The sequence below is a fragment of the Anaerolineae bacterium genome (genome assembly GCA_013178015.1).
Lineage (GTDB): Bacteria > Chloroflexota > Anaerolineae > DRVO01 > DRVO01 > Ch71.
Window position 1 is genome coordinate 28965 of record JABLXR010000016.1, and the last position, 12977, is coordinate 41941.

11 protein-coding genes are annotated in these 12977 nt (G+C 65.8%); 2 read left to right on the forward strand and 9 right to left on the reverse strand.

Translation table 11 applies throughout. The features are described 5' to 3' along the window. Window positions 1-23: 23 nt before the first annotated feature. The 9 genes from HPY83_07580 to HPY83_07620 form a co-directional block, all read right to left on the reverse strand. Window positions 24-1064, reverse strand: coding sequence for a Gfo/Idh/MocA family oxidoreductase (locus HPY83_07580; GenBank protein NPV07809.1), 1041 nt, complete (start codon window positions 1062-1064; stop codon window positions 24-26). A 651-nt stretch (window positions 1065-1715) separates the two neighbouring features. After that, complete coding sequence (locus tag HPY83_07585; GenBank protein NPV07810.1) at window positions 1716-2816, reverse strand: hypothetical protein; 1101 nt, start codon at window positions 2814-2816, stop codon at window positions 1716-1718. 311 nt (window positions 2817-3127) lie between these two features. Beyond that, window positions 3128-3682 carry a sigma-70 family RNA polymerase sigma factor gene (locus HPY83_07590; protein ID NPV07811.1) on the reverse strand — a complete coding sequence of 185 codons (555 nt, stop codon included), beginning with the start codon at window positions 3680-3682 and terminating at the stop codon, window positions 3128-3130. A 172-nt stretch (window positions 3683-3854) separates the two neighbouring features. Next, entirely contained in the window at window positions 3855-4673 is an 819-nt protein-coding gene (locus tag HPY83_07595) for a hypothetical protein (protein NPV07812.1), read from the reverse strand. 36 nt (window positions 4674-4709) lie between these two features. Continuing rightward, window positions 4710-4970 (reverse strand): hypothetical protein, encoded by a 261-nt coding sequence (locus tag HPY83_07600; protein ID NPV07813.1) that lies wholly within the window; start codon window positions 4968-4970, stop codon window positions 4710-4712. Window positions 4971-4981: 11 nt separating this feature from the next. Next, on the reverse strand, window positions 4982-7621 hold the full coding sequence (locus tag HPY83_07605; protein ID NPV07814.1) for an insulinase family protein: 2640 nt from the start codon (window positions 7619-7621) through the stop codon (window positions 4982-4984). Between the two features lie 58 nt (window positions 7622-7679). Further along, window positions 7680-8480 carry a DUF2085 domain-containing protein gene (locus tag HPY83_07610; GenBank protein ID NPV07815.1) on the reverse strand — a complete coding sequence of 267 codons (801 nt, stop codon included), beginning with the start codon at window positions 8478-8480 and terminating at the stop codon, window positions 7680-7682. Continuing rightward, entirely contained in the window at window positions 8480-10312 is a 1833-nt protein-coding gene (locus tag HPY83_07615) for a DUF4445 domain-containing protein (GenBank protein NPV07816.1), read from the reverse strand. Before HPY83_07615 ends, HPY83_07610 begins: the two co-directional genes overlap by 1 nt. Window positions 10313-10321: 9 nt before the next feature. Beyond that, window positions 10322-11170, reverse strand: a complete 849-nt coding sequence (locus tag HPY83_07620) for a dihydropteroate synthase (GenBank protein NPV07817.1) — start codon at window positions 11168-11170, stop codon at window positions 10322-10324. A 298-nt stretch (window positions 11171-11468) separates the two neighbouring features. Here HPY83_07620 and HPY83_07625 point away from each other — a divergent pair, with 298 nt between their 5' ends. Together HPY83_07625 and HPY83_07630 are read left to right on the forward strand one after the other, a co-directional pair. Further along, window positions 11469-12140 carry an HAD family hydrolase gene (locus HPY83_07625; GenBank protein ID NPV07818.1) on the forward strand — a complete coding sequence of 224 codons (672 nt, stop codon included), beginning with the start codon at window positions 11469-11471 and terminating at the stop codon, window positions 12138-12140. 37 nt (window positions 12141-12177) lie between these two features. Further along, on the forward strand, window positions 12178-12897 hold the full coding sequence (locus tag HPY83_07630) for a hypothetical protein (GenBank protein ID NPV07819.1): 720 nt from the start codon (window positions 12178-12180) through the stop codon (window positions 12895-12897). Window positions 12898-12977 lie beyond the last annotated feature (80 nt).

Sequence of the window (12977 nt, forward strand, 5' to 3'; positions counted from 1 at the left end):
TAGGGAGAATGCGGAGCGACCTGCTAGATGGGCAGGAACCGACCCTCGCGAGCCGCCTCGTAGGCGCGCAGGGTGAGTTCCAGCGCTCGGAACCCCACCTCGCCACTCACGGGCGGGGCGAAGTCCCCCTCGATAGCCTGCACGAACGCCTCTGCCTGGGCCCGGTACATGTTGGTGCGGGGGAAATCGAGCTGAACCCCAATGTCCCGCCCCTCGCGCACCTGAGCCGCGTCGTAGCCACCCACTTCGCCTGGAGCGTAGAGGCGGACGTTGCCGCCCGCATCCTGGCCGATGGTGTGATCGGCGTAGATGGCTCCTTTTGTGCCCCGTATCTCGAGAACATTCTGGGCCGCTTCGTCTGGCACATTGAAGCTGACGTCCACGATACCCTGGGCGCCGTTCGAGAAATGCAGCAAGACGGTGGCCGAGTCCTCCACCTCGTAGTCGAAGGCGACCGTCTCCACCAGGGCCGTCAGACGGTCTATGGGCCCAATCAGCCACTCCAGCAGGTCCAGGCAGTGGGTCCCCATGTCCATAAGCGCCCCGCCTCCGCCAAGCCGCCACTCCTGACGCCAGGCTCCAGGTATGGGTGGGTACCAACACGTAAGCTGTGCCCGCCCGAAGACCACCTCGCCCAGCTCTCGGTCAGCCAGGATCCGCTTGATCTCCCGGTGTGCGCCGTGATAGCGCATCATGTACCCGCTGGCGCACTTCACTCCCGCGTGGCGGCAGGCATCCAGAATGGCTCGTCCCTCGCTCAGGCTCAGCCCAAGGGGCTTCTCCACCAGCACGTGCTTCCCGGCCTTGGCCGCGGCGATGGCCTGGTCCTTATGGGCAAACGTCGGCGTGGCCACATAGACCACGTCCACCGCCGGATTGCCGAGCACCTCCTCGAGCTGGGTGGTATACGGAACCCCGTACTTCTGCCCCACCGCCTCCGCCCGCTCTGGCGCCGTGTCCATCACCATCACCAGCCTGCATATGTCGGAAGCCATGATCCCCTCGGGAATCATGCGCCGGTCCGCAATGCCCCCAGCACCCAGTACTCCCCATCCCAGCGCCATTGCCTCTTCTCCCCCGTGTCGTCTGGCGGAGGCCGGAACAACGGGTACCCCGCCACCACCCGCCCCCCAGCTACGCCAAGGCCGACCTGGCGCCGACGGGAGCGGATACGAACAGAAGTTTAGGAACGGAACTGGGAGTTGTCAACGACGCCGGCTACCGCCAGCAGGTCACAGGGACAGGGGACAAGGCTGGAGGTGAAGCACCGGCTCCAGGTGCGGCACAGCCGATTCTGCTAGGACACCAGCCGAGCACTGCGTGTCGTGCTCAGAGGCTGCGAGGGAATCGCTATCTAGGGATCAGCCCGTGGCACTCCACTACATCTGGGCCCGTGCTGAGGCCACCACACCACTCCCTTGTGGTGCCTAACATCCCGCCTCAGTGCTGTCGCAGCTTGCCCGGTAGGCCTGCATGGAGCGTCTGCTGGCGGAGTGGAGCGTCGGGCGGCACCCGCAGAGGCCTTCTCAAATGCGCCGAAGATGCTTCACTGCTTCCGGCATGACACAGCTACGGTACCTGGCGGCACAGCGATGGCCACATGACTGGCATTCTAGTGGCAGGGCCGCTGCGCAGGAGCGGCGGACGGTAGCCGCACCAGGGGCCGGTGTCGCCACCGGCCCCTGGTTCTCCTGTGCTCACCTTGCAGGACAGCCTCACTGCCGCCCCCCGCCGGCTGCCTCCCCTCCTGCCGAGTTCGAGTGCTGCTCCTGGCCGGAGTCACCATCGGACCCGGAGTCGGAGGGCGCGCCAAGCTGAGCCTGTTGCTGGTCCTGGGACTGGCTCTGCTGCTGCTGTTGCTGTTGCTCTTGCTGGGCGGTGCCTTCTTGCTCCTGAGCCCGATACTGCTGCTGCTCCTGGGTCTGATCTTGCTGCTGGTCCTGGGACTGGCTCTGCTGCTGCTCTTGCTGTTGCTGCTGATTCCTATCCTGGTCCTGCTCTTGCTGCTGATCTCCTGCCGGCTCCTGTTGACGATCCTGTGTCCGATCCGGCTCAGTACCACCAGTGCCGCCGGCTGCTTGTTGCTCCCGCCCGGGCTCGGGAGTGGGCTGCGGCGAGGGAGCCTCTATCGAGGGCGGGGCTCCAGCGACCGGGGGAGTTGACACGCCACCGGAAGCCTCACGGTTCTGCTCCCGATTCTGCTGGCCCTGCCCGTCCTGGTGGCGCTTCTGTTCCTGGTGTTGGGCCGGCTCCGTGGCCTGGGGGCTTCGGGGACCCTCAGTGGCAACCGTGTCCAAGCCGGCGCTCTCGGACTCCTCGCTGCCCTGGCCATGGCGCTCCTGCCACCGCTCCGCCACCCGGTTCGCGTTCATGATCGCCCGTTCCAGGGCTTCGGCCGCCGCCCCTTTGTCCTCGAGGCGCTCATGTAGGCTTTCCAGGAGAGCCAGGTGCTCCTGCAGCCGCTCCTGCAGCCGCGCCCGCACCTGGTCCTCCTCTGGCGTCCCCCGAAAGCCCTCGGCCGCCTGCTGGACTTGGGCCAGATGGCGGGAGTATGCCTCCAGAGCCACTGCCAGTCCGGCGCCGTCGTCCTGACCCTCGTTGGCCCGTATGGCCTCGGCAAGCCTCTCGCCCGCTACCTCCAGCCCTAGCTCCAGTCGTGCCTGCTCGCTAGTAGCCAGCCGGAGGCGCGCCGACTCCAGAACCTGTTTGACCCGGTAGAGATCCTCCCCCGGAAGCGCATCTTGAGAGGCATACACCATCCCACTGCCACCCATCAGAGTGATGATAAGGGCCACTGCTGCAGCTATTCCTGACATGCTGTACCTCCTCGGCGGCTGCGACCAGTCTGGTGGCCGCTCTCGCCTGAGCAAACGAACGAGGCCCCGTTTCGTCACACCTGTCGGCCACTCCTCCTCGACGCCTCTCCTCACCCTAGCCCAGACCCGGCTCGCCAGCTCCTCGGAAGGTCCGACCCGCGGCGCTCGCTGCAGGTGCACGGCCGCACGCAGGAGCGGCTCCAGCTCCGCCGGCCACTCCGGATGCCCTTCCAGGCACTGCTCCGGGTCGGCACCATCGGCCACCTCGCGGAGACAGCGATCTAGCAGCAGATCCAGGCTCGGTTTCCCCTTCACTTCGCCTCACCCAGCATTCGTGCTAACGCCTTCAGGGCTCGGTGCTGGAGCATACGGCAGGCTCCCTCGCTCCTGCCTAAGGCCTCCGCCACCTCGGCGTGGCTAAGACCCTCCACGAAGCGCAGAATCAGCACCGTCTGCTGTTCCTCCGGCAGTCGACCCAGACCAGTCCACACCTGGTCGGCCTCCTCCAGCGCGCCCGCGTCAGGGCCGTCATCTCCCACCAGTCCCTTGTCCAGCGGATCGTCCAAAGAAACGTGGCTACGAGAAGTGCGATAATGGTCAATGACGGCATTGCGGGCTATACGGTACAGCCAGGCAGAGAGCCCTATCTGACGCTCTTGATACCGAGGCAGCGCCTGCCAGGCGCGCAGGAACACCAGCGCGGTGATGTCCTCCGCATCCGGCTCCGCCCGTACCCGGTAGAACACGAAGCGGTAGATGCCGGGCATGTACCGGCGGTAGAGCTCCCCGAAAGCATCGGCGTGTCCGGCCTGGGCTCTTCGCAGGAGCTCGCGCTCCGCAGTCTGACTCGCGTCCTCTGCCAGCATGCTCCCGTGCCTGGTCCTTGCCTTAGGTAACGATGTAGCAGGCTACGCGTCACGCCCAGTCGTGCCGCCAGTACCAGTTTCGAGCTGCTACCTGCCCGCAGAGGCAAGGGGGGCGCCCTCCCGGGCGCCCCCCTTCCCCACGCTGCACCGTAGCCCGCTTCGACCCGAGCCGTCAGCGAACCAGGTGGGCCTTGCTTCGGGTAAGTGCCGGCTCCACGTCGGGCCGGTCGCCCCTCAGGATGGCCTCTACGATATCCAGGTCTTCCTCCGCCTCGTAGGGGCTCATTGTGCCCATCACTACCATGTCGGTGGGCTTGCAGGACCCCAGCACGAACTGCAGCCCGGTGGGAGGCAACACCCGCCCGGCGGCGAAGGGCTTGATGCACATCACCGGCTTCGGTGTACGGTTGATGACCCGCACCACCCAGTCGGTCTCCACGCTACAGAGAAAGCCGATGGGGTTGAGCGGCTGAATGTAGGCCGCCACGTCGTAGCCAGCGGCGTCCGCCACCGTGATCGTCTCGGGACGGTGGGTGCTGAGGCCGGGGATCATGCCCAGAGACCTGATCCGGGCCAGCAAGGGCTCGATGGCCCGAATCACGCCCTCGTCCACCACCAGGTTGTTGTCGGTGTAGCTCACGTGAGGCATGCAAATCGCGCCGCCCAGTTCACGGCACCAGTCTATGGCGCCCTCGATCCCTCCCGGATGGTTCTTGCCTGGGGTGATTATGTAATGAATCGTCTGGCCGGTGCGATCCTGCGTGAGCCTTATGGCCCGGCGGATGTCCTCGTGTGGCGGAGCCATGATGGCGTTGACGCCCCGGCGGGCGTACACCTCCATTACATCGGCCATGCGCTCCGGGGTGAAATACTCCCGCAGCCACCGGTCCCGAGCCTGGCTGTAGTGCGAGTAACCGAGGAACTGATTGCTCCCGATGATCACCCGGGAGATGCTCAGTCCGCCCACATCCGTACGAGGGAACTCCTCCATACTACGCCTCCCACCTGGGCACTACTCCTACTGGGGTCATCGGCACGTGCCGAAGGCCCCGATGCCGTTGATCCAGTCGGCCCAGAGATACACGGGCCACAAGGTAAGGGTGAACACGATGCCGAAGGGAAAGAACAGCGGCGGCAACGAGAAACCGCCATAGAGGTCCCAGTGCCTCACATTGTAGCAGTACAGGCTCACTCCAGCGTAGGCGAACCCTAAGATGAGGTAGGTTGCACTCCCTATAGCTGCGACTTTCAGCACGGTGGATACCAGTCGCAGAACCGCTGTCCTCATCTTTTGCCCTCCTACCCGCCTCCCCGGACACTCACCGCCGGCCCTGCCATCGCCCAGGTGGCCGCGTGCGGCCGGATGTACATCCGCCCGACCTCGAGCATCTCCTCCGCGGTCACGGCGTTCACTATGTCCGGGTAGCGCTGCACGTAGTCCAACCCCAGCCCGAAGCTCTCGATGCTGGCCAAGGCGGTGGCCAGCCCCTCGTTAGTCTCCAGTCTCATGGGCATGCTACCGGTGAGGAACGCCTTGACATCCGCCAGTTCCTCCTGGGTGACAGGCTCCGACACGATGGCGTGCGCCTCCGAGTGGATGGCCTCTAGCGCCCGCTCCACGTTGGCAGGGTTCACTCCGGCCCGCACGCTCCAGGGCCCGGGGCCGAACCCGGCGTCCAACCGGCTGTAGACGTAGTAGGCCAGCCCCATCTGCTCCCTAATGCGTTCCCCCAGCCGACCCATCAGCCCCAGCTGGCCCCAGACCACGTCGAGAAGGTGCGCCGCGTAGTACCGAGGATTGGTGCGCTCCAGGCCCAGGAAGCCCCAGACGATGTCGGTCTGCGTCTTGTCCGGCATGGCTACAGCGTCGTGGGCAGGACCGGGGTTCCCCACCGGCGGCAGGCTCCAGGTCACCAGCTCGCCGCTCGGTCTCCAGTCCGCGAACCGTGCTACTACAGCATCGAAGGCTTGCTCGGGCTCCAGGGCCCCCACCACAATCAGGGTGAGGTTCCGCGGATCGTAGTAGCGCTGGTAGAAGGCCAGCAGGTCCTCGCGGGTCATGGCCCCGATAGTGTCCACGTAGCCCGCGGTTCGGTAGTGGTAGGGATGGTCGGCGGGGTACAGGAGCTCCCGGAACCGCTGGGAGGCGACGTAACCGGTGTCATCGTCCATCTCGCGCAGATCGGCGATGATCTCTCCCTGTAGCTTGCGAAACTCCGATTGGGGGAAGGCAGGGTGCCGCATCACGTCAGCCATCACGTCGAACAACAGCCCCGCATCCTCGGCCAGGGACTTGCCCACCATCCCCGCGGTGTGCCCGGCTGCGGCGACACGCAGCGATGCGCCCACGGCGTCAAGCTCTTCATTCACCTCCTGGAAGGTCCGGTTCTCCGTCCCCCGCTCCAACATTGACCCGGTGAATGCAGCCAAGCCGCGCTTGTCCGGCGGGTCCAGCACCGCGCCCGCCTTCACCTGGGCCAGAGCCACCACCGATGGGGCGGCTGCCTTGCGGTAGGCCAGCACCACAGCGCCGTTGTCCATCTCCCGCCGTAGAACAGTCTCCGGCCCCATCGGTGGCTGAGCCTCCTCTGGGGCACGCAGGAAAGCGACGTGCGGCCACGACCGACGGCTCTGAGTCTGAGGAGCCATGCCTACCGTCCCACAGGAGTTGGTGGGAATGAAGTGCCCTACGGTGCGGTTATCCTCGGTGAGGTACTGACGCGCCACCTCCCGCACCTGGTCCGGAGTGACCTCGCTCAGAGCTTCCTCAAACCGCTCGAACCGCTCGTAGCTCTCCAGCATCTCGAAGAATCCCAGCCAGTAGGCCTGGTTGGCCACGCTCTCCAGGCTATAGGCCAGTTGGGCCCGAGTCTGCTTTCTAGCCTTGAGCACCTCTTCGTCCGAGACTCCCAACTCAAGGAGCCGGTCCACCTCCCGCAGGAGCACCTCCTCCACCTCGTCCGCCCTGCGTTCCGGCCGCGCCGTCACCTCGAGGGCGAAGAGCCCGGGGTCCGCGGTTAGGGAAAAGGTTGAAGTGGCGGAGGTGGCCCACTCCGTCTCCACCAGGGCCCGATAGAGACGAGCGCTCCGACTGCCCCCGGAAGGTCGCATAAGGCTCATGGGCTTGGCTCCAGAGAGAACGGCGTCCAGAACGATCAGTGCCGGCGCGTCCGCATCAGTCGCGGCGGGCACGTGGTAGGCCACCTGAAGGTAGGAAGTCGGCCCTGCCTGGCGCACCTTGACCCGCCTCTCCCCTCGCTGACGGGGCTCGGGCGGAATGCGGTCGGACACTGTTTCGCCCGCCGGAATGGCGCCGAACGTCTCCTCCACTCGGCGCAGGGTCCGGTCCTCATCCAGATCGCCCACTAGCACCAGCACAGCGTTGCCCGGAGAGTAGTACCGCCGGTACAGCCCGTACAACTGGTCCCGCGTCATGCTCTCCAGGTCGGCCTTCCAGCCTATGACTTCATGGTGATAGGGATGGACCTTGAACGCGGCCGCCGTTACCTCCTCGGAAAGCAGAAACTCGGGGGTGTTCTCCAGTCCCTCTCTCTCCGAGATCACCACGGTTCGCTCCGACTCTACCTCAGAGGGCTCGAACGATGCATTCACCATCCGGTCGGATTCGATGTCGAGCGCCAGGTCCAGCCGCTCGGCAGGAAGGGTCTCGAAGTAGCAGGTGTAGTCTGTGTGAGTGAAGGCGTTGAAGGCCCCTCCGTTGCGGGCCACCAGCCGGTCCAGCTGCCCCCGCGGGTACTTGGGGGTGCCCTTGAACATCATGTGCTCCACCCAATGAGCGGCACCCGTCATACCCGAAGGTTCGTTGCGGCTGCCCACCCGATACCACAGCCACGAACTGACGATGGGCACCGCGCGCGAGGGGCGCACGATAACGGTGAGACCGTTGGGGAGCACGTGGCGGCGGGTCGTCAACACCATGTAGACCTACTCCTCTGCTTCATCTCCTGCGCATCGCCATCCAGTGGCTCGCTGCCGGTCAGGCAACGGTCCTCTCCACGAAGTACCTGAGCACGCCTAATGCGACCAGCTCCATCGCGGTGAGCATCAGCCCCCAGCTCAGCACGTACAACGCATCACGCCACTCCCGCCCTAGCTGGTCCTGCCTCAGAATCACCAGCAACAGCAGCCCGTTGACCGCCGAGAGCACCAGCAGCACCCCGAACGCCAGCGCGCCTGCCAGAGGCAAGTACATCCAGGAGGGCGCCCCCACCACGGAGATGTAGCTCAGGGCGAGCGCCAGCGGTAGCGCCGCAAGGGCCGGGCCGCTCAGGGCTCTAACCCTGGGCGCCGTCATCCAGACGGTATAGTTGAACAGGGGCACCAGGATGGCGGCTATCCCCGAACCCATCAGCATCCCGCTGAGCAGCCTCAACCGATTGTCGGGAGGATAGAGCCGGGGGAGCAGCGGCAGCGGGCCGGCGTAGGAGTTCACCCCGTCCACGACGAAAAACACGAAGCCCAAGGCATAGGCCACCAGCAGCGCGGTCGGAGGCAGCTCCGTTCCCCGGCGGCGACGCGTCGCCGCCACGCAAGCCAGGGTGGCCAGCGCCCCCAGGTACGTGCCTGTGTCCCTGGCACAGAGAGGCAACTGGCGGCCCCCCACGAAGTAGGAGCGTTCCGCCTCCTGGTGGCATAGGCCATATCCGATGAGCGCGGCCTTCTCCCCGATGGAATGCGGCGGCAGCGCCAGAAACACCAACAGTAGCACCGCCCCCAGGGCCAGCACCACGCTCCGGTGAGCAAGCCGGCCCGTCACTGATCGGGGAGTGTCGCCCACTACTGCATCAGATCCTGCGACAGGAACATGGCCAGAGTGAACTGCTCCGAGAACCGCCGGTCGTTGGTAAGTTCGATGTACTCCGCTGTGCGGGCGATCTCGACCGCTCGGGCCCGGGCATGCCGTGACAGCAGGGCCATCCGCGCGCCGGCGCCAGCCGCGTTGCCCACCTGCTCGAACCGCTCCAGAGGCAAGCGGGGGAACATGGCGATGTCCATGGCGCTCTGGACGTCTATGAACGTGCCGAAGGCGCCCGCTACGATGAAACGCTGCACATCCTCAGGGCGAATACCCGCCTCGTCCAGCAGAACGTTCACACCAGCGCGCATGGCCGCCTTGGCCAGCTGAATCTCGCCCACATCGGCCCGAGTGATGGTGATATCCTGGCCGATGGCGGTCTCCGCCGCCGGCACGAGCACGAACTCGCGGCCCGTCGGGGTACTCCGCACCCGGGCATGGCCCTCCTGCATGCCCCCCTTCACGTCCAGGATCTGGTTACGATACAGCTGAGCCACCGCGTCCAGTATGCCCGAGCCGCAGATGCCCACCGGGGGCCGATCGTTGATGGTCTGGTATCTGACTCTGCTGTCCACGATCTGCACCCGCTCGACCGCTCCCTCCGCGGCCCGCATCCCGCACGAGATGTGGGCTCCCTCGAAGGCTGGGCCGGAGGCCGTGGAGCAGGTGATGAGACGGCCACCGTGGTAGAGGGCAATCTCGGTGTTGGTGCCGATGTCCAAGGCGATGGTGGTTTCCTGCGCCCGATACATGCCAGTAGCCAGGATCATGGCCACGTGGTCCGCCCCCACGAAGCCGGCGATGTTGGGCAGAAGGTGCACGTAGGCCCCGGCGGCCAAGGGCAACCCGAGGTCCCGAGCTTTGATGTCGAGCGGGTCGCTGGTGGCAGCTAAGTAGGGGGCGTTCCCCAGCTGCCTCACCGGGAGTCCCAAGAACAGGTGGTGCATGGCCGTGTTGCCTACAACCACCGCTTCCACGATGTCCGTGCTCTTCACCTCGGCCCGCTCGCTCAGCTCCCGGACCAGGTCGCCGATGCCCGACACTATGACCCGCTGCAGTAGATCGGCCTTGTCCGGGCCTTCCAGGGCATAGGCCACCCGCGCCATGACATCCTCGCCATAGGAGATCTGCGGGTTCATGATGCCCTCGGCAGCCAAGGTAGCCCCCGTGGTGAGATCCACCAGATAGCCGGCCACCTTGGTAGTGCCCAAGTCTACCGCAAGGCCCAGCGGAGCACGGTCGGCATGCAGAAGAGACACGACCTCGCGTCCGCGGAGGACCACGCGAACCTGCCAATCGGCCGCCCGCAGCTGATCCGACATATTGCGCAGGACGGCGTAGTCGAAGACGGCTTCCAGCTCCTCAGTGCCGCGGAGGTAGTCCCTGACCCGAGCCGCGTCCGCCCTAAGGTCGGTCAGCGCGGGCTCGGCCAGCTCTACAGGTACCGCCCGAACCGGTGGATCCAGTTCATACTCGACTGCCTCGCCCTCAACCTGGGTGCGCTGCTTGGCCGTGAGTGACGTGGGGGGGATGTAGACCTTGACGTTTCCGCGGACCGAGGTCTGGCAGGCAAGTCGCATCCCCTCGTCCGCCGCCCGGCCGAGCACTCGGCGCTCGGCCTCAGTGAGGGGAGAGACGTCCCCTTCCAGCACCTGCACCCGACAACGCCCGCACGTGCCACGTCCGCCGCACAAGGCGGCGATGCTGATGCCTGCCTCCCGAGCGATGGTGAGCAGATCGGTCTGGCGGCGGCAAGCGGCGCGCCGCCCAACGGGCTCGAAATCAACGAAACAGGTGTGACCGGTACTCTCCACCCCAGGCTCCTATGCTCGGGCCTGCCGCTCGCGGTAAGCCGTTATGTAGCGCATGGCCCACTCGTCCTTCCCCAGGAGTACGTCGGCAGCTAGTACGTACGGCCGCGACTTCGCCGCGTCCACGATGGGAGCGTTCAGTCCGGCGCGGATCGCCAAGCCGAGAAACACGCCATTCAACAACTCGCGATCGGGGAGGCCGAACGAGACGTTACTGGCGCCCAAGGTGAGGTTGAGCCCCAATTCCTGGCGCACCATGCTCATGGCATCCAGAGTCACCTGCGCTGCGTTAGCGTCCGAGCTCACCGTCAGCGCCAGGCAGTCCACCAACAGGTCCTCAGGTCCAATGCCCAGGGCTTCCGCCCTCTCAGCGATCTTGCGGGCCACCCCCAGCCGTCCCTCCGCGCTGGATGGTATGCCAGAGTCGTCCATGCACAGCGCCACGACCGGCACCCTGTACTCAGCCGCAAGCGGCAGAATCTCGGCTAGCGACCGTTCCTCTCCGTTGACCGAGTTCAGCAGCGGCCTCCCGGGAGCTACCTTTAGGGCTGCTTCCAGTGCCGCCGGTCTGGTCGAGTCCACGGCGACAGGCACCCCGACTTCCTCAGCAACCGCCTGCACCGCCTCGGCCAGGAAGGTGTCCTCGTTCACTCCGGCGGCGCCTACGTTCACGTCTATCACGTCCGCTCCGGCCTCGACCTGCTCTCGAGCATAGCGCTGAATCAGCGCCAGGTCTCCGGCCGCCATGGCAGCAGCCAGCCGCTTCTTCCCCGTCGGGTTGATGCGCTCACCGATCAAGACCGTTGGCCTCTCCGGTGCGATGATGACTTCCGCCGTTCTGCCAACCAGCCTGGTCTCCATTGGGGCGGCTCCTTTTCGCACAGCCAAACTAAGCCAAATCCAAGGATGGCGGGCGCAGTAGCCCAGTGGAGCACCACGCACTTCCCCGCTTGGATTTGGCCTCCATCCTGGGCGATGTTAGCACACGGCGCCACCCCATGCCAAAAGCACCGCCGGAAGTGAGGTTTCCTTTTCCACCTCCACACGCTTCCGTCCTTGGTCCGTGTGAAGACGGCGCCCGGTGAGTTTGAGCGCACCTTGAGCTGAGGCTATAATGCGGCCCAGCGGCCTCCGGCCGCTCCCGGGATGCGGCTTCGCCATGATTGCAGCCATATTCGACTTCGACGGTACCCTGGTCAGCGCGCCTGTCTGGCAGCAGCTTATTGCGCGTATGCTTCGGCAACGCCGCAACGTGCTCCCCGTCCTCGCCCATCTGGCCTATCACTACCCACGGTACCCGCTGGTGAAGCTCGGCCTGGGCAACCCGGATCGGCTGCGACAGGAGTGGGCTGAACATATGCCCTGGGTGCTGAGGCACGTGCCGGTAAAAGAAGCTAGGGACTTGATGCAGGAAGTGGCCCGTGAGGACCTCCAACCGACGGTTCGACCCGAGATGTTGGAAAGAGTTGACCACCATCGTCGCCAGGGACACGCCGTCATCCTTCTCTCCGGAGCCCTGCAGCCTCTACTGGAGGCCTTCGCCCAGTTGGTGGACATCCCGGTAGCGCTGGGCACCCAGCTGGAGGTTCAGGACGGCGTCTATACCGGGCGGCTGGTGCCGCCCGCCTCGTACGGCCCGGGCAAGGTGGAGCGGTTGCGAGGATACCTGGAGACCTCACTGCCGCAGGTGGACCTGGCCCGGTCCTTCGCCTACGCTGACAGCCTCTCCGACCATCCCGTCCTGAGCCTGGTCGGCAATCCGGTGGCGGTGGCGCCCGAGGACCGGCTCAGGCGACTGGCGGTGCAGTCCGGCTGGAGCATCATCGAGTGATCTGTCCCGCTCGTAGGGCGCAGGCTGAGAGCAGGTAATGGACACCGAGCAGTTCGCCTGGCGCGAGATCATAGCCCGGGTGTTCGAGGGATTGGAGATCCAGCGTGATCCCTCACCGCCCTGGCTGATCAACCCGGATACCAGGCGCCCCCTCAAGCTCAACTACCTTCTACCCGAAGTGGGGCTGGCCATCCGCACCGAGGGTCTCCGCGGGCGGCAGCAGCGGCGCGGGCCGGACGAACAGGAACGCCAGCAGCAGGAGGAGCGAGAGGCCATCCGTGAGCGCCTGTGCGAGGAGCGCGGCATCCGGCTCCTCCGGTTCGATGTGTACGACGAGCCGGCGGACGTCTTCCGGGCCCTCAATTCGGCGCTGGCCTGGGCTGCGCGAAGAGCAGCTACCTCAGACCTGGAACCGGAGCGCAAGCTGGCCCTCATGGAAAAGCTGCGCCAAGCCCGGCAGCGGAGCGACGAGATCCGTGCCACCGTCCGCACTCCTCGGGACCTCCAGACCTGGGCCGACCTCTGGGTAGATCGGGCCTACCGCGAGGCTCGCAGCGCTCCGGTGCCCAGCGCTCCCTCCGAGCCCATTCCTCGCTACGCTCTCCACATGCGGGTGAAGCACCCCGACTTCGGCCCGGGACGGGTGACCGCCCTCAGCGACGAGAACGGGGACCAGATCGTGACGGTTCGCTTCGACAACGGCGAGGAGCGGCAGTTCCTAGCTCAACTGGTGGTGGACAAGCTCCGCCCCTGCTGAAAGCATCTCACCGCCGAGATCGCAGAGGGCGCAGAGAAAGGAATGGGCTGTAGGCCTGAGGGGTAGGGGTGTGTCCAGGG